The organism is Streptomyces sp. NPDC003042 (genome assembly GCF_053591315.1).
Genome location: NZ_JBSFTP010000007.1, coordinates 123,738 through 144,954 on the forward strand (window position 1 = coordinate 123,738; position 21,217 = coordinate 144,954).

The window sequence follows — 21,217 nt, forward strand, 5'->3', positions numbered from 1 at the left end:
ACCCCCACGGGTGCGGTCGGGCGTCGGAACTCAGGCCGACGCCCGCCGCACCAATGTGGTGGGGGTGATGATCGAGGCGGGTGGCGCGCCGCCGCTGCCCGGCCGGTCCTCGTTCAGGATCCGCATCAGCAGCCGGACCATGAGCCGGCCCATGCCCTCGACGTCCTGCCGCACGGTGGTCAGGGCCGGGTCCGTGGTCTCGACGACGGAGGCCATGTCGTCGAAGCCGACCAGCGCCACGTCCCGCGGCACCCGCAGCCCCCGCTCGCGCAGGACGCGCAACGCGCCCGAGGCCATCAGGTCGTTGGACGCGAAGACCCCGTCGACGTCCGGGCGCCGGTCCAGCAGCTCGGCCATCGCCCGCGCACCGCTCTCGGCGGTGAAGTCGCCCTGGCACAACAGGCCCGGGTCGGCGTCGACCAGTACGTCGTGATACCCGTCCAGCCGGTCCATCGCGGAGGTCTGGTCGCGGGGACCGGAGATGTGGGCGATGTTCCCGCGCCCCAGCGAGACCAGGTGACGGACGGCCTCCCGCGCACCACCGCGGTTGTCGCAGTCGACGTAGGGCACCGCGAGGCCGGACCCCGGGGCGGGACGGCCGCCGAACACGGCGGGGATCCTGGCGCGGCCGATGAGGGAGGGGAGCCGGTCGTCGCTGTGCAGGGAGAACGCCAGCGCGCCGTCCACGTGCCCGCCGCCGAGGTAGCGCGCGATCCGGTCGTGGTCGGCCGGTCCCTCCGCCCACAGCAGCACGAGCTGCGTGTCGTGGGCCGTCAGCTCGCGGCTGATGCCGCGGACCTGCTGGTCGAAGAAGGGGTCGGAGAAGATCCGGAACTCGGGCTCGGCGATGATCACGGCCACCGCGCCGTTGCGCCGGGTGACCAGGGTGCGTGCCGCGTGGTTCGGTACGTAACCGAGCTCCTCCACCGCCCGGCGCACCTTCTCGACCAGTGGCGCGCGGACGCCCGCACCACCGTTGACGACCCGGGAGGCGGTGGCCCGCGAGACACCGGCGCGGGCCGCCACCGCCTCCAGGGTGGGGCGGGAACCAGCGGTCTGCTCGGGCAAGGCGGGTGCTCCTCGTCGACTCCGGTGAAGACACGATGCTGCGGGACAGCAGGATATCCACCGGCCGGAGAAGTGTGAGAGCGCTCCCGAGGGGCGCTGGCGCCTATCAGTAGTGGGTTACCAGTAGTGCTTTCGCCCGCCTACCGCGTGTCCGACGGATCCCAGGATCCACAGGACGGCCCCGATCACGATCAGGATGATCCCGATCGTCCACAGGATGGAGATGCCGGCCAGGTAGCCGACCAACAGCAGGATGAGTCCGAGGACGATCATGACGCTCTCTCCGATCTGGCGGAGTACCTACTGCCTCGAATTCCCAGGGTAGATCCATGCTGACGGGTTGGCTCGTGGAAGCTCACAGATGTGCCGCGGCCGTGGCCGACCGGAACCCGCGGGTCCGGCAGGCCACGGCCGCGGGCGGTCAGCCGTAGGTGATGTCGGCCGTGGTGTAGCGGCAGTGGGTCGCATCGGGGCCGCTGCCGAGTTCCTTCGGCTCGGCGCCGGTGTTGTTGCCCTGATAGCGGACACAGGGCCTGATCAGCCGGCTGCTGTCACCGTGGATGCGTACGTTCCGCAGCGCGGCCGTGTCGCCGTAGTTGCTGTTGATGCCGACGATCAGCTTGCCGGGCGCGGTGATGTCCACGTCGTTGACGATGATCGTGCGCTGGTACTGGGTGGAGCAGTTGCCGCACGAGCGGACCAGCTTGCCGGAGTCGGCGACCTGGAACTTGGTGACGACGAGCTTGCCCGCGCCGTTGAACTGGAAGACCTTGTCGGCCGCCTTCCTCGCACCGCCGCCGTACACGGTGTAGACGGCGGACGAGGAGGTGCCCTTGAAGGTGGCGGCGTCCTCGCCGACGTCCTCCCACCACACGTTCTGCAGCGTGCAGCTGCCCATGCAGTGGATGCCGTCCGCAGCCTGGGTGCCCAGGACGACGTTCTTGAGGACCGCGCCGTCCTGGAGCTTGAAGAGCGGCTTCTGGTTCTCCTCCTGGCCGCCGTCGCCGAGGGCGCCGCTGCCGTAGAAGCGCTTCATGCCCCCGTCGCGCGTGCCCGAGACCTCGATCGTCGCGGAGACGGGCTGACTGTCGGTGGGGGTCGGCCAGGCGGCCGCGGCGGCGCTCGCGGCGCTCGCGGGGGACACGGCGGTGCCGGTGGTGCCGGTTGCGCTGGTGGCGAGGCGTGCACCGGCCTGCGAGGTCACCGAGGCGATGACCGAGGAGGCGGGCTCAGCGGTGTAGCCGTACGGGAGTGCGGTGAACGAACCCGTCCGGGAGATCTCGGTCGCGGCGCCGCCGAGGTCGTTCCCGCGCAGGTTGGCGTAGCCGTCGATGTCGCTGCTGCGGCTGGTGGTCACGGCCAGCTTCGTCGTACGGAAGACGTTGTTCTCGACGAGGACCTGGGCGCCCATGCGCGAGTGCACGGCGGTGTCCGCGCCCTCGACGTAGTTGTTGTAGAAGTGGCCGGTCCCGAAGCGGAGACTGGGGATGCGCGAGAACACGTTGCTGAAGTGGTTGTGGTGGTACGTCACCTTCAAGTGCCCGGTGTCCTCCGAGGCGTTGTTGTCGCTGTGTCCGACCAGCGACCCCTTGAAGTGGTCGCGGAAGGTGTTCCAGGACACCGTGACGCCTTCGGAGGCGTGCGTGATGTCGAGCAGGCCGTCGTAGTAGTCCTTGTCGGACTGGTTGCGGTCGGCGGAGAAGGAATTGTGGTCGATCCACACCTTCGTGGACTTCTGGACGGTGATGCCGTCGGCGGGCGCGACGGGCTTGCTGATGTTCAGGTTGCGGACGACGACATTGCTCTCCTCCTTGATCCGCAGGCCGCCACCGGTGAATCCGGACGACGAACCGACCCCGAGGACCGTGGTGTTGGAGCCGATGTCGACCTGTCCGGAGAGCGTGATCAGGCCGCTGACCCGGACGACCTTGGCGCTGTCGCCGCTGACCGCGGTCTTGAAGGCGGCGAGGGTGGTGACGGTGACCGGCGTGGCGCTGCCGCCGCCCGTGGTGCCGGCGCCGAAGCCGACGGGGGCGGTCTCGGCCGCTTCGGCCGTCTCAGCGGTCTCACCGGTTCCGGCAGCGCCGGCGGACTGCGGGACGACGCCCAGTGTGAGGGCCGCGGCGGTCGCCGCGACCAGCGCCGATAAGCGGCGCGGGGAGATATGGAGGCGTACGGACATGCGGATGCCCTTTCCTCGTTCATGGATGCGGATGTGGGTCACATACGTGAACAGCCTAGGAACGCACCACTCCGGCGTCAACGCCCCGAGCACGCCTCGTCAGTGCGGCCAGACCGGCGGGTGGGTGACGAAGTGGCCGCCCAGATAGGCATGGTCGGGGTTCAGCGGGTCGAGTTCGCCCTGTTCCGTGACGAGTTGCCCGGCGTAGCGCTCCGAGTCGTCCTGGGGGTCGTAGCCGAGCGCACGGGCCGTGGAGAGGTCCCACCACAGGCGGGTGTTCGCGGAAGAGCCGTAGACCACGGTGTGCCGGACGTCGTCGGCGGTGAGCGACGCGTGGAAGAGGCGGGCCGCGTCGGCGGGGCTCAGCCACATCGACAGCATCCGCACGCTGGTGGGCTCGGCGAAGCAGGAGCCGATGCGCACGGAGACCGTCTCCAGGCCGTACTTGTCCCAGTACAGCTGCGCCAGATCCTCGCCGAACGATTTGGACAGGCCGTACAGCGTGTCCGGGCGGTGCGGGGTGTGGACCTGGACCAGCTCGTCGCCGGCCCGGGGCCGGGGGGTGAAGCCGACCGCGTGGTTGGACGAGGCGAACACGACGCGCCGCACGCCCTCTTCGCGGGCGGCCTCGTAGACGTTGTAGGTCCCCTCGATGTTCGCCGCGAGGATCTTCCCGAAGGGGGCTTCCAGGGAGATGCCCGCAAGGTGGATGATCGCGTCGACACCCCGCACGGCCTCGCGCAGCGCCTCCTGGTCCGCGAGGTCCGCGATGACGGCGTCGGGCGCACCCGCGATCGGCGCCAGGTCGAGCAGGCGCAGTTCGTAGCCGTACGCGGGCAACAGCTCCCGCATCAGGGTGCCGAGGCCTCCCGCGGCTCCGGTGAGCAGGACGGTGCGGGGTACGGGCATGCGGCGTCTCCTCGATGCGCGTGCGCAGGCGCCGCCGACGGGATTCCGGCAGCATGCGTACGTTCGGGTATGTGAACGATATTCACATCCGTGGGCACGCTAAGGAGCGCTGCCGGATCTCGTCAAGTAGGAGAGGGAGAACGTGAAGACCTCCGTGTTCGTATACCCCTGGGACATCAACGGCGACCCCGGCGCCGCCGCGGACATCGCCGCACTCGGCGTGACGCAGGCCACCCTTGCCTCCGCGTACCACTCCACGCGCGCCCTGACCCCGCGCCACCCGCACCACCGCGTCGTCACGGCCACGCACGCCGCCGCGCTCTACCCCCCGTCGGACACCCTCTGGAAGGGCCGCACCCTGCGGCCCCACGCGGCCGGGGACTGGGCGCCGGGCGACGCGTTCGCAGAGGCTGCCGGGGCGCTGCGCGGCGCCGGGGTCGCGGTCCACACCTGGGTCGTGCTCGCCCACAACTCCCGGATGGGCGCCGAACATCCCGAAACCTCCGTGGTCAACGCCTACGGGGACCGCTACCCCTGGGCGCCGTGCATCGCGCAGCCCGCCACCCGGGCCTACCTGGTCGACCTGGCCGCGGAGGCCGGCGTACGCCCGGGGGCGGGGGGCACGGAGCTGGAGTCGCTCGGATGGTACGGGTTGGCCCACCCGCACGCCCACGACAAGACGGCCGGCGTGCGGCTCGGGGAGGCGGCGCACTACCTGATGTCGCTGTGCTTCTGCGCCTCCTGCCGCGACGGGTACCGGCGTCAGGGGCTGGACGCCGACGCGTTGCGCGCCGCCGTGCGCCACGCGTTGGAGCCCGTCTGGCGGGGCGAAGAGCCCAACGGAGGCTGGCAGGCCGTGTGCGAACTGCTCGGCGGCGAGCTCGCTTCGGCCACGCGGGCGTGGCGCGAGCACACCGCGCGCACCCTCCAGGAAGAGGCCGTTGCCGCGGTGCGCGCGGCTGCCCCGGACGGCTTCCAGGTGCTGCTGCACGCGGACCCCGCGTCGTACCACTGCGGCGCCAATGCCGGCGTCGACCCGGGGCACGTCATGTCCGTCGCGGACGGTGTGGTCGTGCCCTGCGCGGGGGACTTCGGCCTGCTCGCCCCGTTCGCCGAGCAGCGCCGCGACCAGGGCGTCGTCGCCGCCAACCTCACGATCGTCGGCGGCATGGGCGGCTCCGCGCGGACCCTCGCCGCGGATGCGGTGCGAGCGGCCGGGCTCGGCGCGACCGAGCTGCGGCTGTACCACGCGGGGCTGGCGTCGGACGCGGACCTGGAGGCGGTGGGCCACGCCTTGGCCCAACTCGCCGCCCACTGAGGAAAGTTCTCCTGCTTGAAGCATTGACGAAACACGTGCGCGCTCCTAGCTTCATCACATCGCGCTTCGTACGTCATATATGAGACGCGATACACGAGATCCCGTACATGAGATCCCCCTGTGAGATCCGAGAGGCGCGCATGACCTCTGTGCCCACACCGATCCCCTCCCGCACGCAGTACGTCCTGGATGCGATCAAACGCCGTATCCTCACCGGGCAGCTGATCCCGGGCCAGGCCCTGGTCGAGACCGAACTCGCCGCCCAGTTCGGGGTGTCGAAGACTCCGGTGCGCGAGGCGCTCAAGACCCTGGCCGGCACCGGGCTCGTCGTGATGAACCAGTACAAAGGCGTCAGCGTGCGGATGGTGGACGCCGACATGGCGCGCGAGGTGTACGACGTACGCCTCCTCCTGGAGCCCGAGGCGCTCCGGCGCAGCGTGCGGCGGGGGGCCTCCCTCGACGCCGCACGCCAGGCGCTGGAGCGCGCCGACCTGGCCACCGACACGGCGGAACGCTCCCTCGCCAACCGGGAGTTCCACCGCGCCCTGTACGTGCCGTGCGGCAGTCCGCTGCTCGGCCGGATGCTCGACGAGGTCCGGGACCAGGCCGCGCTGGTGTCCACCGTTGCCTGGGCCGCCGATCCCTCCTGGCAGCGCGAGGCCGAGGAACACCGGGAGATCCTGCGGCTCGCCCTCGACGCCGACGCCGACGGCGCGGCCCTCGCCCTCCACTCACACATCGCCTCGTTCGTGCAACGGGCCTTCCCGGACGCCTCCGGAGAGGAAGAGCGGGCATGACCCCGACGAGCTTCGAGACCCAACGGGCAGCCCTCGCCCAGGTGGTGGCGATCTCGGTGACCCCCTTCACCGAGGACGGCGCCATCGACCAGGGCGCCCACCGGGTCCTGCTGCGGCGGCTGCTCGACGGGGGCATCCGCACCCTCACACCCAACGGCAACACCGGCGAGTTCTACGCCCTGAGCCCCGATGAGCGCCGTCTGGTCACGGAGCTGACCATGGAGGAGGCCGGCGGCCGGGCCGTCGTCCTGGTCGGCGTCGGCCACGACGTACCCACCGCCGTCGCCACCGCGCGCCACGCCCGCGCGGCCGGGGCACAGATGGTGATGGTCCATCAGCCCGTCCACCCGTACGTGTCCGAGGCCGGCTGGGTCGACTACCACCGGGCGATCGCCGAGTCCGTCCCCGAGCTGGGCGTCGTCCCCTACATACGCAACCCGCTGCTGCGCGGCGCCCGCCTGGCCGAACTCGGCGAGGCCTGCCCCAATGTCATCGGGGTGAAGTACGCGGTGCCGGACGCGGCGCGCTTCGCCGCCTTCGCACGCGACGCCGGCCAGGGCCGCTTCGTATGGGTCGCGGGGCTCGCCGAGCCGTACGCGCCCTCGTACTTCTCCGCCGGTGCCACGGGCTTCACCTCGGGCCTGGTCAACGTCGCCCCCTCCGTGTCGCTGAACATGATCGAGTCGCTCCGCTCCGGCGACTATCCGGCGGCCATGAAGGTGTGGGAGCAGATCCGCCGCTTCGAGGAGCTGCGCGCGGCCAACGGATCGGCGAACAACGTCACCGTCGTCAAGGAGGCCCTCGCCGCGCTCGGACTGTGCCGCCGCGACGTGCGCCCCCCGAGCCGGCCGCTGCCCGAGTCCGAGCGCGCCGAGGTCGCCGCCATCGCCGCCGGATGGTCCATGTGAAGCGCCCGGAGGAGCTGCGCAGCCACCAGTGGTTCGGCGGCGACGGGCTCCGCTCCTTCAGCCACCGCGCCCGCACCCGCCAGCTCGGCTATCTGCCGGGGGAACACCTCGGCAAGCCCGTCATCGCGATCCTCAACACCTGGTCCGACATCAACCCCTGCCACGCCCACCTGCGCGAGCGCGCGCAGGCCGTGAAGCGGGGAGTGTGGCAGGCCGGGGGCTTCCCGCTCGAATTCCCGGTGTCCACGCTCTCCGAGACCTTCCAGAAGCCGACCCCGATGCTCTACCGCAACCTCCTCGCCATGGAGACCGAGGAACTGCTGCGGTCCTACCCCGTGGACGGCGCCGTGCTGATGGGCGGCTGCGACAAGTCGACGCCCGCCCTGCTGATGGGCGCCGCCTCCGCGAACCTCCCCGCCGTCTTCGTGCCGGCCGGTCCCATGCTGCCCGGCCACTGGCGGGGCGAGACCCTCGGTTCCGGGACCGACATGTGGAAGTACTGGGACGACAAGCGCGCCGGTCTCATCGGCGACTGCGAGCTGTCCGAGCTGGAGAGCGCACTGGCGCGCTCGCCCGGCCACTGCATGACCATGGGCACGGCCTCCACGCTGACGGCCGCCGCCGAGGCGCTGGGCGTGACCATGCCGGGCGCCTCCTCGATCCCCGCCGTGGACTCCGGGCACGACCGGATGGCGGCCGCGGCCGGCTTCGGAATCGTGGAACTGGTCCACCGGGACCTCAAACTGTGCGACATCCTCACCCGGGAGGCCTTCGAGGACGCGGTCACCACCGTCCTCGGCCTCGGCGGATCCACGAACGCGGTGATCCATCTGATCGCCATGGCCGGGCGCGCCGCAGTGGACCTCACGCTCGACGACTTCGACCGGATCGCGCGGACGGTACCCGTACTCGCGAACGTCCGCCCGGGTGGCGGCCCCTACCTGATGGAGGACTTCCACTTCGCCGGGGGCCTTCCCGGATTCCTCTCCCGGATCACCGACCTGCTCCACCTGGACCGGCCCACCGTCGCCCACGACACGCTGCGCGAGCAGCTCGACGGCGCGCTCGTCCACAACGACGACGTGATCCGCCCTCGCGACCGGCCCGTCGCGGACGGGGGAGGGGTGGCCGTCCTGCGCGGCAACCTCTGCCCAGACGGCGCCGTCATCAAGCACATCGCCGCCGAGCCGCACCTGCTCAAGCACACCGGTCCGGCCGTCGTCTTCGACGACTACCGCACGATGCAGAAGACCATCGACGATCCGTCGCTCGGCATCACCGCCGATCACGTCCTCGTGCTGCGGGGCGCGGGCCCCAAAGGCGGTCCCGGGATGCCCGAATACGGCATGCTCCCCATCCCCGAACACCTGCTCAAGCAGGGCGTCCGGGACATGGTGCGGATCTCCGACGCCCGGATGAGCGGCACCTCGTACGGCACCTGCGTGCTCCACATCGCGCCCGAGGCGTACATCGGCGGACCGCTCGCCCTCGTCCGCGACGGCGATCCGATCACGCTGGACGTCGAGGCACGCACCCTGCGGCTCGACGTGCCCGACGAGGAGCTGGCACGGCGCAGGGCCGAGTGGACCCCGCCCGCGGAGCGGTACGAGCGCGGCTACGGGGCGCTCTACAACGAGCAGATCACCCAGGCCGACACCGGCTGCGACTTCGCCTTCCTGGCCAGGGCCGGCAAGGTGCCGGACCCGTACGCGGGCTGAGACCCGTACCGGACGACACGCGCGAAGAGCTCACCGCACACGCAAGAACGGAGAACAGTCATGGCCCAAGCCGCAGCCGTGGCGAAACAGCCCGCGCCACCCCGGCGGCGCCGCGGCTCATCGACCCCCCGTAGGCTCCCCTATCTGCTGATCGCGCCGGCGGGCCTGCTGATGCTGGGATTCATCGCCTACCCGGTCATCAGCGTCTTCTACTACAGCCTCCAGCACTACAACCCCACCAAGCCGTGGCGCAACGGCTTCGCGGGCCTGGACCACTTCGTCCGCGCCTTCACCGAAGACCCGCAGTTCTGGGGCACGTTGACCTTCAGCCTCCAATGGGTCCTCGTCGAGGTCGGCCTCCAGCTGCTGTTCGGGCTCGCCCTCGCCCTGATCATCAACCAGACGTTCGCCGGCCGCGCCCTGGGCCGCGCCCTGGTGTTCTCCCCCTGGGCCGTCTCCGGCGTCCTCACGTCCGTGATCTGGGTGCTCCTCTACAACTCCCAGACGGGCATCACCCGTTACCTCGCCGACATGGGCATCGGGGAGTACGGGACCTCCTGGCTGTCGGACACCTCCACGGTCTTCTCGGCCGCGATCGTCGCCGACCTGTGGCGCGGTGTGCCCTTCTTCGCGATCCTCATCCTCGCCGACCTCCAGTCCGTCTCGAAAGACCTGTACGAGGCCGCCGAGGTCGACGGCGCCGGCCGCTTCCGCCAGTTCCTGCACATCACCCTTCCGCACCTGAAGGACGCGATCGTCCTGTCCACACTCCTGCGCATGGTGTGGGAGTTCAACAACGTCGACCTGCTCTACACACTCACCGGCGGCGGACCCGCCGGGGTGACGACCACGCTCCCCCTCTACGTCGCCCACACCAGCGTCGACGCACACGACTTCGGCTACGCATCCGCCCTGACCACGGTGGCGTTCGTGATCCTGCTCTTCTGCTCCGTTCTCTACCTGCGCCTGAGCAAGTTCGGAGGTGGTGACAAGTGAGCACGCGCCGCGCCTGGGACGAGGCTCCGCTCTGGCAGATCTACCTCCCGCTGGGCGTCTACCTCGTCTTCACGCTCGTCCCGTTCTACTGGATCCTGCTCTTCGCGCTGCGACCGGCCGGCTCGACGTCGCTGGTGCCGTGGCCCATGACCTTCGAGCACTTCGAGAAGGTGTGGACCGAGCGCAGCTTCGCGACGTACTTCGAGAACAGCGTCCTCATCGGCATCGCCACGCTGGTGCTGACCACCGTCATCGCCCTGGCGGGCGGCTACGCGCTCGCCCGATTCGACTTCAAGATCAAGCGCGCCTTCATGCTGGCGCTGCTCTGTTCCCAGTTCGTGCCCGGCGCGCTGCTGCTGGTGCCGCTGTTCCAGATCTTCGCCAACCTCCAGCTGATCAACTCGCTGGGCAGCGTCGTCATCGCCGAAACGGTCTTCCAGCTGCCGCTGTCGATGATCCTGATCAGTGGGTTCATCAGGAACGTGCCGTACTCCCTGGAGGAGGCCGCCTGGGTCGACGGCTGCAACCGCTTCCGGGCCTTCCTGGTCGTGGTCCTGCCGCTCCTGCGGCCCGGCCTGATCGCCGTCGGCTCCTTCGCGTTCGTGCATGCCTGGAACCACTTCCTGTTCGCGCTGATGTTCCTCAGCGACCAGGAGAAGCAGACGATCCCGGTCGGCCTCAGCACCCTGATGAGCGCGGACAGCGTCGACCTGGGCGCCCTCGCGGCGGGCGGCATCATCGCCGCCGTCCCGGTCGTCATCGTCTTCGCCTTCATCCAGAAGTGGCTGATCACAGGCTTCAGCGCAGGGGCGGTGAAGGGATGAGCGACGAGGAGGATCCCGTGACAGCAAGGAATCCGGCAGCACCACTCAACGCCGGCGCACCGCTGCCCGTCGTCCTGGCCGGGGCGCGCGGCCACGGCCGATGGCACCTGAGGAACATCCGGCGCCTTCAGGGCAAGGGCCTGGTACGGCTCGCCGGGATCTGCGAACTCAACCCCCTGACGGGCGGGGAACTCGAAGGACTCGGCAGACCGCGGCAGTCCGCGGATTTCGCCGGCCTGCTGGCGTCGACCGGCGCCCGGATCGCCGTCATCTGCACCCCCATCCACACGCACGCCGACCTGGCGCTCACCGCCGCCGCCCACGGGGTGCACCTGCTCCTGGAGAAGCCGCCGGCTCCCTCGTACGCGGAGTTCCGCCGGATGGCCGACGGGATCGCCGCGGCGGGCGTCGCCTGTCAGATCGGCTTCCAGTCGCTGGGCTCGCACGCCCTCCCGGCGATCCGGGAACTGGTCGCCTCCGGCGCCATCGGCGAGGTCACCGGGATCGGCGCGGCAGGCGCGTGGGGGCGCGACGAGGCCTACTTCCGCCGTGCCCCCTGGGCGGGCCGCCGTCGTCTGCACGGTGCGGACGTCGTCGACGGCGCCCTGACCAACCCCCTCGCGCACGCCGTGGCCACCGCCCTCGCCCTCGGCGGCGCCACGCACGCCGAGGACGTCGCCGGCATCGAGACCGAGCTGCTGCGGGCCAACGCCATCGAGTCCGACGACACCTCGTGCGTACGGATCACCACAGCGCGCGGCGGCCGCATCACCGTCGCCGCGACCCTGTGCGCCGAGCGGCCCGACGAGCCGTACGTCCTCGTGCACGGCAGCAGCGGCCGCCTCACCTTCTGGTACAAACAGGACTGCCTCCTGCTCCAGCGCGCCGGGCACGGTCCCGAGGAGACGGTGTACCGCCGGACCGACCTGCTGGAGAACCTGGTCGAGCACCTGTCCGGCCGTGCGGAGCTCCTGGTGCCGCCGGAGGCGACGGGCGCCTTCATGAAGGTGGTCGAAGCGATCCGGCAGGCACCGGACCCCGTCGTGCTGCCCGCCGACGCCTGGCACTCCGAGCCCGGCGAGGGCACCTCCCGCCGGGTGGTGCACGGCATCGACGCACTGGTGGCCGAGGCGGCCGGCACGCTCGCCCTCTACTCCGAGCTGGACCCTGCCTGGGTGCTGCCGGCCACGGCGGGCAGCGGCGTCCACCAAGGAGCGAGCACCTCGTGAACGGCGCGCAGGACCTCTTCCTCCTGCACCGCGACGGCCGCCAGGTCGCCCGGTACGTCACTCGGCCGCACCTGCCCGCCCGGCTCTCACCCCGCCCCTACCTCCACCCGGTCACCACCCTGGGCGGCGCCACCGTCACGGAACTCGGCCCCGGGGACCATCCGCACCACCTCGGCGCCGGTGTCGCCGTACCCGACGTCGAGGGGTACAACTTCTGGGGCGGGCGGACCTTCGTACGCGACCGGGGCCCCACCGAGCTCGACAACCACGGAGCCCAACGCCATACGGGTTTCCGGTCGGGCGACCCGGCGCGGTTCGTGGAGGAACTGCGCTGGGTGGCGGGGGACCACGAGCTCCTGCGGGAGCGCCGTACGGTCCGGGCCGTCGGACTCGACCACACCGCGTGGGCCCTGGACTTCACGTTCTCCCTCACCAACACCACGGCGGGCCGGCTCTCCCTGGGCAGCCCCGCCACCAACGGACGCCCCGGCGCGGCCTACGGCGGCTTCTTCTGGCGGGCACCCAAGGAGGCCGAGGCGCCCCGGGTGTTCACGGGCCGGGCCGAGGGCGAGGCGGCCGTGCACGGCACTCGCGCCGACTGGGTGGCGCTCGGCGGAGCCGACTGGACGCTGGTGTTCGCCGGCGCCACCGAGCGGACCCGCCGCGACCCGTGGTTCGTGCGCTCGGCCGAGTACCCGGGCGTCGGCTCCTCGCTCGCCCCGGTTGAACGGCTGCCCGTAGAAGCAGGGGAAACGATCCTGCGCCGGGTCGTCACCGTCGTCGCGGACGGCCGCCTCGACCGGAAGGACGCGGATTCCCTCGTCCGCATGGCGTCGAACCCGTGACCGCGGGTCTTCCCCTCCCTTCCCCCACCAGTCCTGTTCCACTGACGAGAAGAGAGCCGATCATGTTCAGCAACCGCAGCAGCAGACGGCGCCGCCCGGCCGCCTTCCTCGCCCTGGCCGTCACCGTCGCCCTGACCGCCACCGCTTGTGGTGACGACGGCAGCGGCGCCGCGAACGCGGGCAACGAGGGTTCGGGCCAGGGCGAGATCACCTTCTGGGACAACAACGGCGGTGTCCGTACCGACGTATGGAAGGAGATCATCGCCGACTTCGAGAAGGCCAACCCGGACATCAAGGTCAACTACGTCGGGATCCCGGCCGAGAGCGCCCAGTCCAAGTACGACACCGCCATCCAGGGCGGCGGCCTGCCCGACGTCGGCGGTGTGACCACCGCGATGCTCGCGGGCATCGCCGCGCAGGGCGCACTGGAGCCGCTGGACCAGCGCCTGGAGGGCGGTTCGCTCCAGGGCAAACTGAACACCGGGATGCTCGACAGCGTCCGTTCCGCAGGTGGCAGCGACACCCTCTTCACCGTCCCGACCTCCGCCAACAACGGCACGCTGTGGTACCGCACCGACCTGTTCGCGTCCGCGGGCCTGGAAGCGCCGACCACGTGGTCGAAGTTCTACGAGGCAGCCGGGAAGCTCACCGAGGACGGCAAGAACAAGTTCGGGTTCACCATCCGCGGCGGCAAGGGCTCCATCGCGCAGGCACTGGACGCGGTCTACGGCCAGTCCGGCATCGGCGAGTTCTGGAACGGCGACAAGACCACCGTCAACGACCCGCGGAACGTCGAGGCGCTGGAGAAGTACGCCGGGCTGTACAAGAAGAACACCCCGGCCGCCGACGTCAACAACGACTTCAAGAAGATGGTCGCCCAGTGGGACAGCGGCGAGATCGGAATGCTGAGCCACAACCTGGGCTCGTACCAGGACCACCTGAAGGCGTTGGGCCAGGACAAGTTCCGCGGTCTGCCGAACCCGACGCTGGAGGACGGCACCCGGGTGCAGGTGTCGCAGCCGGTGGACGGCGTCGCCCTCTTCAAGGCCGGCAAGAACAAGTCGGCCGCCTGGAAGTTCATCGAGTTCGCCGCCTCGCACGGGTCCAACAGCAAGTGGAACAAGGCGGCCGGCGCCGTCCCCTCCCACAAGGGGGCGGCGCAGGACGAGTGGATCCAGAAGTCCGAGCCGACCCGGCTCGCCGCCGAGGCGCTGAACAGCGGCAGCATCAAGATCGTCCAGCTTCCGTACCACCTGACGGACTGGAACACCATCAGCAAGGCCGACAACGAGTCGGCCTTCCAGAAGGTCCTCCTCGGCACGATGTCGGCGAAGGAATTCCTGGACACGCTCGCCGACCAGCTCGACAAGGCGCAGGCGGAGTGGCGCCGCCACCAGAAGAAGTAACACTGCAATGTGAAAGCGAGGCACGAACGTGTCCCTCACCCGCAGACGGCTCACCACAGCGGCCCTCGCCGCCCTGCCGCTCCCCTTCCTGACCACCGCCCCCGCCTCCGCCGCGACAGGGCCCCGCCGCCCACGCACCCTCTACATCGCCGGAGATTCCACCGCCGCGCAGAAGTACGCGGACGCCGCGCCCGAGACCGGCTGGGGCATGGCCCTCCCCTTCTTCCTGCACGACGAGCTGACGGTCGCCAACCACGCCGTGAACGGCCGCAGTTCGAAGAGTTTCATCGACGAGGGGCGACTGACGGCCATCCTCGGCCTGATCCGCCCCGGGGACCTCCTCCTCGTCCAGTTCGGCCACAACGACGCGAAGTCCGCCGACCCGGCGCGCTACACCAGCCCCTGGACGACCTATCAGGCCTACCTGCGCCAGTACGTGGACGCGGCCCGAGCGCGCGGGGCCCAGCCGGTGCTCGCCACCTCCGTGGAACGCAGGAGGTTCGACGCCGACGGCAACGCCCGTCCCACCCACGGCGACTACCCGGCGGCGATGCGCGCGTACGCCCGGGAGGCGGGGGTGGCCCTCCTCGACGTCCAGGCGCTGTCGCTCGCCCTCTGGCACGGGCTCGGTGCGGTCGAGACGCAGAAGTACTTCAACTGGACCGCCACGGAACAGGACAACACCCACTTCAACCCGCCCGGAGCGATCGCCGTCGCCCGCCTCGTGGCGGCCGAGTTGCTCCGCCGCGAGGTACTGGCGCCACGGGACGTGCGCCGCCTCGACGACGACGTCCCCGAGTCCCGGATCACCTGGCCACACGTAAACAGACCGTAGAAACAGACAGAAGGAGCCGCACCCCATGCGTACGCAGCTTTCCCCTGGTCGCGTCATCGCTTCGCTCGCGGGCAGCACCGCCCTGGTGCTGGCCGTGACGGGCACCACGGCCCAAGCCCAAACCCAAGGCACTGACCTCGGCCGGCAGACCCTCCCCGCCCACGACGGCTGGGCCTCGGAGGGCGCCGGCACCACGGGCGGCGCGGCGGCCTCCCCGGAGCACGTGTACACCGTCACGACCTGGCAGGAGTTCCAGGCGGCACTCGCCCGCGGCGGCGACGCCGCCAGGATCATCAGGGTCAAGGGCACGCTGGACGCCACCGCGTCCGGCTGCGGGGCCTTCGAGGCCCCGGGCTATTCGTTCCCCCAGTACCTGGCCGACTACGACCCGGCCGTGTGGGGCTACGAGAACGAGGTCAGCGGTGAGCAGGAGGACCTGCGCGCGGCATCGGCAGCCCGGCAGAAGAAGGCCGTCACCGCCCTCGTCCCCGCCAACACCACCATCGTGGGCGTCGGCAAGGACGCCGGGATCAAGGGCGCCGGCCTGCAGATCAAGGGCGTGGACAACGTCATCGTCCGCAACCTCACCATCGAGGCGCCCCTCGACTGCTTTCCGCGGTGGGACCCCACCGACGGTTCCAGCGGAGCTTGGAACTCCGAGTACGACGCCGTGGTCGTATACGGCTCCACCCACGTATGGATCGGCCACAACACCCTCACCGACGGCCGCTACCCCGACAGCACGCTGCCGTCCTACTACGGCGAGATCTACCAGCAGCACGACGGGCTGCTGGACGTCGTACGGGGCGCGAACCACGTCACCGCCTCGTGGAACGTCTTCAAGGACCACGACAAGACGCTGATGATCGGCAACAGTGACAGCGCCGCCGCGACCGACGCGGGCAAGCTCAAGGTCACGCTGCACCACAACGTGTTCGACGGGATCGTCGAGCGCGCCCCGCGCGTCCGCTTCGGGCAGGTCGACGCGTACAACAACCACTTCGTGATCCGGGCGGGTCAGCCGTACGCCTACTCCTTCGGCATCGGCCTCGACTCCCGGCTCGTCGCCGAGAAGAACGCGTTCACACTGCCCGGCGGGGTCAGCGCGGCCGCAATCCTCAAGAAGTGGAAGGACGCGCCGGTCACGGCAGCGGGCAACTACGTCAACGGCAGCCCCGTCGACCTGATCGCCGTGCACAACGCGGAGCTCCCCGAGGAGACCCTGCGGTCCGGGGCGGGCTGGACGCCGGCCCTGCGCACGAAGGTCGACGACCCGCGCGCCCTGCCCGGCATCGTGGCCCACCGCGCGGGTGCCGGAAAGGTCCGCTGACCATGACCGTTCCCCTCAGCCGCAGAGCGCTGCTGGTCGCGGGCACCGGCGCCGCACTCGCCCTGACCCTGGGCGGCCCCGCCCACGCCGCGGCCCGGCCCTTCGGCCGCTACGGCTCCCCGGCCGCCCGCCTCACCCCGCGCACCCTGTACGTCCACCCGGGCGGCGCCGGCGACTTCACCACGGTCCAGGCCGCGGTGGACGCCGCCGCCCCCGGCGCCGGCCGCACCCTGGTCCTCGCCCCGGGTACGTACCGCGAGACGGTGACGATCACCGCGGCCCACGCCGGACTGACCCTGACCGGCGCGAGCGAGAACCCGCGCGACGTCGTCATCGTGTACGACAACGCGGCCGGCACCCCGGTCCCGGGCGGCGGCGGAGCCACCTACGGCACCACCGGATCCGCCACCACCAGCATCAGGGCCGCGGACTTCACGGCCCGCTGGGTCACCTTCGCCAACGACTTCCTGCGGGCGGAGCACCCGGAGATCACGGGCACCCAGGCCGTGGCCGTCAAGGTGACGGGCGACCGCGCGGCGTTCCACCACTGCCGCTTCCTGGGCCACCAGGACACGCTCTACGCGGACACCGCCACCCTGAGCGCGAGGGACCGGCAGTACTTCGCGCACTGCTCCATCGAGGGCGACGTGGACTTCGTTTTCGGCCGGGCCCGCGCGGTCTTCGAGCACTGCCGGTTCCACGCGCTGGAACGGGACGTCGACTTCACCCCCAAGGGCATGGTGTTCGCGCCGTCCACGGCCCGCGCCAACCCGTACGGCTTCCTGGCCACCAGGTGCCGCATCACCTCCGGTGCGCCGGACGGCGCGTACAAGCTCGCCCGCCCCTGGGTGCCCGGCTCCGACCCCACCGCCTGGCCGGCACTCGTCGTCCGCGACACGACGATCGGTCCGGGGATCGACGCCGCCGCCCCGTACACGAACATGCGCGAGGCGTACCCGTGGCAGTCCATGCGCTTTCGCGAGTACGGCAACGCGGGGCCGGGCGCGGTGATCACCGTTCCGGAGAACCGGCCCCAGCTGACCCCCACCGAAGCCCGGACGCACACCCGGGAGACCTACCTCGGAGACTGGAGGCCGTACGCGCCACGCTGAGCGGGCGATCCGGCGCCCCGCCGAGCAGGTTTCGCCTCGTCCCAGACGGACAGGCGCAGGGCGTCGGGCGCAAGCTGGAAGAGAGGTCTTCTCATGGCGACACGGCATCCCGCCGCGGTGGGCGGGCGTACTCCGCTCCAGCAGGCCGCGTTCCTGGTGGGCGCGGTGTTCCTGCTGGTCGGTGTCCTGGGCTTCATCCCCGGCGTCACCACCGACTACGACTCGCTCGCCTTCGCCGGGCACGACTCCGAGGCCAAGCTGCTCGGAGTGTTCCAGGTCTCGGTCCTGCACAACATCGTCCACTTCCTGCTCGGCGTGGCGGGCGTGGCCATGGCCCGCAGCCCGGCCTCCGCCCGCGGGTTCCTGATCGGCGGCGGGGCGCTGTACCTCGTGCTGTGGATCTACGGACTCCTCATCCACCACGACAGCTCCGCCAACTTCATCCCCGTCAACGACGCGGACAACTGGCTGCACCTCGCCCTCGGCCTCGTCATGGTCGTCCTCGGCGTGCTGCTCAGCCGCCGCCGTTGAGCGATGGCGGCGTCGCGGCCGGGTTCGGGGTGTCGCCGTTCAAGGTGTTGGCGGCCAGGGAGTCGACGTCCTCCATGAAGCTCAGCATCCGGGCGTTGACCAGGTCGGGATGGTCGATCTGCGGCCCGTGACCGGTCTGGGCGAGGATCTCGGCGCGGGCGCCGGGAACCAGGCGCGGTACCCGTTCCAGCTGCCGCTGCGGGTGCACGAGCAGGCTGCGCCTGCCCATGACGAGGTAGAGCGGGGTGCGGATGGACCGCAGCGCGTCCTCGGCCAGCGGCAGCGGCGCGGGGCGGCGGATCCGGAAGGCCCGGACACCGGCCTGGACCATCGCGCGCAGCTCCGGGACGACGAGGACCGGCTGCTCCAGCCAGGAGGCCAGGCGTGGGCGCAGTGCCTTGGGGGCGAAGCTGGCGAAGAGGCTGACGAAGACCCAGGCGAAGAAGCGCAGGCCCACCTTCTCCAGGCCGCCCGGGTCGAGGAGGGTGACGGATGCGAGCCGTTCGGGCCTGCGGTGGGCCTGGTTGAGCACCAGCCAGCCGCCGTAGGAGGACCCGACGAGGTGGACCTGGTCGAGGCCGAGCGCGTCGAGGGCCTCGTCGAGCCACTGGGCGGCGCGCTCGGGCTGCCACATCGGTTCGCGGTGGATGCTGCGGCCGGCGTCGCCGGGGGTGTCGAGCGCGTAGACGGGGCGTTCGGCGCTGAGCGCGGAGGTGTTGGGGTACCACATGGCGGAGCAGTAGCCCGCGCCGTGGATCAGGACGACCGGGGTGCGGGACTCGGCGGCCGGATCCGCGGGGCCGTACCGGTAGACGTGGGTGGTGCCGAAGCTCGTCTCCACGTCCGTCTCGGAGCGGGCGGGCGCGCCCATCGCGTAGAGGGCGTCGCAGGCGGCGAAGTACCGGTCGCGCAAGGCGTCGTTCACGTAGCGGCCGACGTCGCGTCGCACGCGGGTCTTGTTCTCGGGCACGGTGGCACCTCCGGGGGAGTTCCGTTTCTTTCGTGATACGACCGTACCGCATTGGTGATACGCCGGTACCATGACGGAGTCCCACCACCGACGGGCGGAGAAACGACCCATGCCAAAGCTCGTGGACCACGAGGAACGGCGCACCCAGATCGCCGAGGCGCTCGTCCGGGTCGCCGGACGGCGCGGACTGCACGCCATCGGCATGCGCGACGTGGCAGCGGAGGCCGGCGTGTCGCTCCGGCTGGTGCAGTACTACTTCCAGACCAAGGAGAAGCTGCTCCTCTACGGTCTCCAGCACCTCACCGACCGCTTCACCGCCCGCGTGGGCGCCCGCCTCCGAGCCGCGGGGCAAGACCCCGGCCCGCGCGCGACCATCGAGGCGCTGCTGCTGTCCTCCCTCCCCACCGACGAGGAGAGCCGCACCTTCCACCTGCTCTACACCTCGTACGCGATCCTCTCCGTGACCGACGAGGCGCTGGCCGCCCAGCCCTTCATCGAGAATCCCGACGCCGCCGAGAACGCCCTGACCGGCCTCCTGCGCACCGCACAGGAGACCGGTCTGGCCGACCCCCGAACCGACGCGCGCACGGAGGCGGTCAGCCTGCTCTCCATGGCGGCGGGCATGGGCACCAGCATCCTCGTGGGCCAGCGGGGGCCCGAGTCGGCCACCGAGGTACTGCGCCACCACCTGGACCGGATCTTCACGATCACCGGCCCCCCGACCCCGCCGCCCCGCGCGTGACCAGTACGTCAGGCGACGTTCCACTGCTGGGCGTTGTTGCCGTTGCACGTCCACTGCCGTACTTCCGCGCCCGGGGCCGTGCCCCAGCCGTAGTTGTCCAGGCAGAGGCCGCTGTGCCGGTTGACCAGGGTGGAGTAGCCGTTGCCCACCGGGTTCAGCCGCCACTGCTGGACCGCCTCGGCGTTGCACGTCCACTGCTGGACCGCTGACCCGGGCGCGGTCGCCCAGTCCCGGTCGTCCAGGCACAGGCCGCTGTGGCCATTGCTGATCTGGTAGTACCCGTCGGCCACAGGCGTCAGGTGCCAGTCCTGGACCGACGCGTCATTGCACGTCCACTGCCGTACCTCCGCGCCCGGGGCCGTGCCCCAGTTGTAGTTGTCGAGGCACAGGCCGCTGTGCCGGTTGCGGACGGCCACCGGCGCCGGCGGACCGCCGACCTCTCCCGACGGCCCCTGGAGAACCGTCGACGTCGAGACCGGGACACCGAGGTTCGGAGTGCCGTCCGCGTTCCAGGCGATCTTCTGCACCCGCGTCGTGCGCGTCGTACCGCAGCCCTGAGCCGGCGAGGTGTTCGCGTGGTAGGCGATCCACGTCTCGCTGCCGTCGGGGGAGGAGAAGAACGAGTGGTGCCCCGGCCCGAAGACCCCGGCGGCGTCGTTGCGCTGGAAGATCGGGTCCGGGTGCTTGGACCAGGAGGCCGCCGCCAGCGGATCGCCGCCGCGGTACTCCAGCATCCCCAGCTTGTAGTCGGGGCCGTTGCAGTGGCTGGCCGAGTACGTCAGGAAGGTGCGGCCGCCCCGCTGCAAGGCGAACGAGCCCTCGTTGACGGCTCCGCCCTGCCTCTCCCACGGGAGCACGGGAGCCGATATCCGGCTCCCGTAGGCGCCGGCCGTCCACGGGTTGGTCATCGGCGCGATGTAGAGCGACTGCAGGTTGTCCGCCGGCGAAACGGCCGAGAACGTCATGTAGAGCGCGCCGCCCAGCCTCAGCAGGCTCGCGTCGATCGCCCAGCCGTCGTTGGGCATGAGGTTGACGATGCCGCGGTCGGTGTACGGGCCGAGGGGATCGGATCCGGCGCTCTCCAGGACGTGCGTGCGGCGGGCCGCGCAGCACTGCTCGACCGAGTAGTACACGTACCAGCGCTCGCCGACCCGCTCGAGGTGCGGCGCCCACATCTGCGTCCCGCCGCTGCGGAAGACCACCCGCTCCGGGGCGCTGCGCAGGCCCGCGATGGTCGACGACCGGCGCATGACGATGTCGGACGACCACGTCGTCGCGACGTAGTAGTAGAAGCCGTTGTGCTGGACCAGCGTCGGGTCGGCGCTGTTGGGCACGCCGACCACGGGGTTGGTGAAGGAAGGCCCGGCCGGCGCCGCCTCGGCCCGGCCGGGGCCGGCCACGTTCAGGCCCAGGGCCGTGATGAAGGCGACGACGAGCAGCAGGACCTGCCGCGCCGTTCCTCGGTGACGAGAGAACCGCATGTGGACTCCTCGGATA

General features: G+C 70.8%; 20 protein-coding genes and 1 pseudogene. 14 read left to right on the forward strand and 7 right to left on the reverse strand.

Annotated elements, in window-relative coordinates; all coding sequences use genetic code 11:
- Positions 1 to 30: 30 nt before the first annotated feature.
- From ACWDYJ_RS06315 to ACWDYJ_RS06335, 5 genes and pseudogenes are all read right to left on the reverse strand, one after another.
- Positions 31 to 1,068, reverse strand: a complete 1,038-nt coding sequence (locus tag ACWDYJ_RS06315; RefSeq protein ID WP_451564307.1) for a LacI family DNA-binding transcriptional regulator — start codon at positions 1,066 to 1,068, stop codon at positions 31 to 33.
- A gap of 117 nt (positions 1,069 to 1,185) precedes the next feature.
- Positions 1,186 to 1,341, reverse strand: a complete 156-nt coding sequence (locus tag ACWDYJ_RS06320) for a DUF6131 family protein (protein ID WP_451564308.1) — start codon at positions 1,339 to 1,341, stop codon at positions 1,186 to 1,188.
- Between the two features lie 148 nt (positions 1,342 to 1,489).
- The gene (locus ACWDYJ_RS06325) at positions 1,490 to 2,212 is read right to left on the reverse strand and encodes a pectate lyase (protein WP_451564356.1); all 723 of its coding nucleotides are present in this window, start codon (positions 2,210 to 2,212) and stop codon (positions 1,490 to 1,492) included.
- Between the two features lie 39 nt (positions 2,213 to 2,251).
- Positions 2,252 to 3,250 (reverse strand): annotated as a pseudogene (locus tag ACWDYJ_RS06330) (pectate lyase family protein); the annotation flags it as partial.
- 99 nt (positions 3,251 to 3,349) lie between these two features.
- A complete protein-coding gene (locus tag ACWDYJ_RS06335; protein ID WP_451564309.1) occupies positions 3,350 to 4,159 on the reverse strand; it encodes an NAD-dependent epimerase/dehydratase family protein in 810 nt (269 codons plus the stop codon).
- 142 nt (positions 4,160 to 4,301) lie between these two features.
- On the opposite strand from ACWDYJ_RS06335, the gene ACWDYJ_RS06340 reads away from it, so the two are divergent.
- From ACWDYJ_RS06340 to ACWDYJ_RS06400, 13 genes are all read left to right on the forward strand, one after another.
- A complete protein-coding gene (locus tag ACWDYJ_RS06340; RefSeq protein WP_451564310.1) occupies positions 4,302 to 5,477 on the forward strand; it encodes a hypothetical protein in 1,176 nt (391 codons plus the stop codon).
- A 140-nt stretch (positions 5,478 to 5,617) separates the two neighbouring features.
- Complete coding sequence (locus ACWDYJ_RS06345) at positions 5,618 to 6,274, forward strand: GntR family transcriptional regulator (protein WP_451564311.1); 657 nt, start codon at positions 5,618 to 5,620, stop codon at positions 6,272 to 6,274.
- Positions 6,271 to 7,182 carry a dihydrodipicolinate synthase family protein gene (locus ACWDYJ_RS06350; RefSeq protein WP_451564312.1) on the forward strand — a complete coding sequence of 304 codons (912 nt, stop codon included), beginning with the start codon at positions 6,271 to 6,273 and terminating at the stop codon, positions 7,180 to 7,182. Before ACWDYJ_RS06345 ends, ACWDYJ_RS06350 begins: the two co-directional genes overlap by 4 nt.
- Complete coding sequence (gene araD, locus ACWDYJ_RS06355; RefSeq protein WP_451564313.1) at positions 7,170 to 8,900, forward strand: L-arabinonate dehydratase; 1,731 nt, start codon at positions 7,170 to 7,172, stop codon at positions 8,898 to 8,900. The genes ACWDYJ_RS06350 and araD overlap by 13 nt, the downstream gene beginning before the upstream one ends.
- A 60-nt stretch (positions 8,901 to 8,960) precedes the next feature.
- A complete protein-coding gene (locus ACWDYJ_RS06360) occupies positions 8,961 to 9,896 on the forward strand; it encodes a carbohydrate ABC transporter permease (protein WP_451564314.1) in 936 nt (311 codons plus the stop codon).
- On the forward strand, positions 9,893 to 10,720 hold the full coding sequence (locus ACWDYJ_RS06365; protein WP_451564315.1) for a carbohydrate ABC transporter permease: 828 nt from the start codon (positions 9,893 to 9,895) through the stop codon (positions 10,718 to 10,720). The genes ACWDYJ_RS06360 and ACWDYJ_RS06365 overlap by 4 nt, the downstream gene beginning before the upstream one ends.
- Entirely contained in the window at positions 10,717 to 11,949 is a 1,233-nt protein-coding gene (locus ACWDYJ_RS06370) for a Gfo/Idh/MocA family protein (protein ID WP_451564316.1), read from the forward strand. Before ACWDYJ_RS06365 ends, ACWDYJ_RS06370 begins: the two co-directional genes overlap by 4 nt.
- Positions 11,946 to 12,794, forward strand: a complete 849-nt coding sequence (locus ACWDYJ_RS06375; RefSeq protein ID WP_451564317.1) for a DUF6807 domain-containing protein — start codon at positions 11,946 to 11,948, stop codon at positions 12,792 to 12,794. The genes ACWDYJ_RS06370 and ACWDYJ_RS06375 overlap by 4 nt, the downstream gene beginning before the upstream one ends.
- A 62-nt stretch (positions 12,795 to 12,856) precedes the next feature.
- On the forward strand, positions 12,857 to 14,200 hold the full coding sequence (locus ACWDYJ_RS06380; protein ID WP_451564318.1) for an ABC transporter substrate-binding protein: 1,344 nt from the start codon (positions 12,857 to 12,859) through the stop codon (positions 14,198 to 14,200).
- Positions 14,201 to 14,228: 28 nt separating this feature from the next.
- The gene (locus ACWDYJ_RS06385; protein WP_451564319.1) at positions 14,229 to 15,035 is read left to right on the forward strand and encodes a rhamnogalacturonan acetylesterase; all 807 of its coding nucleotides are present in this window, start codon (positions 14,229 to 14,231) and stop codon (positions 15,033 to 15,035) included.
- 25 nt (positions 15,036 to 15,060) lie between these two features.
- Positions 15,061 to 16,365: a pectate lyase family protein gene (locus ACWDYJ_RS06390; protein ID WP_451564320.1), complete on the forward strand. Its 1,305-nt coding sequence runs from the start codon at positions 15,061 to 15,063 to the stop codon at positions 16,363 to 16,365.
- Positions 16,366 to 16,367: 2 nt separating this feature from the next.
- Positions 16,368 to 17,477, forward strand: coding sequence for a pectinesterase family protein (locus ACWDYJ_RS06395; protein WP_451564321.1), 1,110 nt, complete (start codon positions 16,368 to 16,370; stop codon positions 17,475 to 17,477).
- A 93-nt stretch (positions 17,478 to 17,570) separates the two neighbouring features.
- Entirely contained in the window at positions 17,571 to 18,008 is a 438-nt protein-coding gene (locus ACWDYJ_RS06400) for a DUF4383 domain-containing protein (protein ID WP_451564322.1), read from the forward strand.
- On the opposite strand, the gene ACWDYJ_RS06405 is transcribed toward ACWDYJ_RS06400, so the two are convergent.
- Positions 17,992 to 18,978, reverse strand: a complete 987-nt coding sequence (locus tag ACWDYJ_RS06405) for an alpha/beta fold hydrolase (protein ID WP_451564323.1) — start codon at positions 18,976 to 18,978, stop codon at positions 17,992 to 17,994. The genes ACWDYJ_RS06400 and ACWDYJ_RS06405 overlap by 17 nt on opposite strands.
- Before the next feature lie 109 nt (positions 18,979 to 19,087).
- Here ACWDYJ_RS06405 and ACWDYJ_RS06410 point away from each other — a divergent pair, with 109 nt between their 5' ends.
- Positions 19,088 to 19,720 (forward strand): TetR/AcrR family transcriptional regulator, encoded by a 633-nt coding sequence (locus ACWDYJ_RS06410; protein WP_451564324.1) that lies wholly within the window; start codon positions 19,088 to 19,090, stop codon positions 19,718 to 19,720.
- Positions 19,721 to 19,728: 8 nt separating this feature from the next.
- Here ACWDYJ_RS06410 and ACWDYJ_RS06415 read toward each other — a convergent pair whose 3' ends face one another.
- The gene (locus tag ACWDYJ_RS06415) at positions 19,729 to 21,201 is read right to left on the reverse strand and encodes a family 43 glycosylhydrolase (protein ID WP_451564325.1); all 1,473 of its coding nucleotides are present in this window, start codon (positions 21,199 to 21,201) and stop codon (positions 19,729 to 19,731) included.
- Positions 21,202 to 21,217: the final 16 nt, after the last annotated feature.

What these genes read in the sequence shown, in the direction of transcription:
- ACWDYJ_RS06345 (WP_451564311.1), top strand. Translation starts at nt 5,618, where the DNA reads ATGACCTCTGTGCCCACACCGATCCCCTCCCGCACGCAGTACGTCCTG.
- ACWDYJ_RS06415 (WP_451564325.1), bottom strand. Translation starts at nt 21,201, where the DNA reads ATGCGGTTCTCTCGTCACCGAGGAACGGCGCGGCAGGTCCTGCTGCTC.
- ACWDYJ_RS06400 (WP_451564322.1), top strand. Translation starts at nt 17,571, where the DNA reads ATGGCGACACGGCATCCCGCCGCGGTGGGCGGGCGTACTCCGCTCCAG.
- ACWDYJ_RS06370 (WP_451564316.1), top strand. Translation starts at nt 10,717, where the DNA reads ATGAGCGACGAGGAGGATCCCGTGACAGCAAGGAATCCGGCAGCACCA.
- ACWDYJ_RS06390 (WP_451564320.1), top strand. Translation starts at nt 15,061, where the DNA reads ATGCGTACGCAGCTTTCCCCTGGTCGCGTCATCGCTTCGCTCGCGGGC.
- ACWDYJ_RS06380 (WP_451564318.1), top strand. Translation starts at nt 12,857, where the DNA reads ATGTTCAGCAACCGCAGCAGCAGACGGCGCCGCCCGGCCGCCTTCCTC.
- ACWDYJ_RS06410 (WP_451564324.1), top strand. Translation starts at nt 19,088, where the DNA reads ATGCCAAAGCTCGTGGACCACGAGGAACGGCGCACCCAGATCGCCGAG.
- ACWDYJ_RS06350 (WP_451564312.1), top strand. Translation starts at nt 6,271, where the DNA reads ATGACCCCGACGAGCTTCGAGACCCAACGGGCAGCCCTCGCCCAGGTG.
- ACWDYJ_RS06360 (WP_451564314.1), top strand. Translation starts at nt 8,961, where the DNA reads ATGGCCCAAGCCGCAGCCGTGGCGAAACAGCCCGCGCCACCCCGGCGG.
- ACWDYJ_RS06335 (WP_451564309.1), bottom strand. Translation starts at nt 4,159, where the DNA reads ATGCCCGTACCCCGCACCGTCCTGCTCACCGGAGCCGCGGGAGGCCTC.
- ACWDYJ_RS06395 (WP_451564321.1), top strand. Translation starts at nt 16,368, where the DNA reads ATGACCGTTCCCCTCAGCCGCAGAGCGCTGCTGGTCGCGGGCACCGGC.
- ACWDYJ_RS06320 (WP_451564308.1), bottom strand. Translation starts at nt 1,341, where the DNA reads ATGATCGTCCTCGGACTCATCCTGCTGTTGGTCGGCTACCTGGCCGGC.
- araD (WP_451564313.1), top strand. Translation starts at nt 7,170, where the DNA reads ATGGTCCATGTGAAGCGCCCGGAGGAGCTGCGCAGCCACCAGTGGTTC.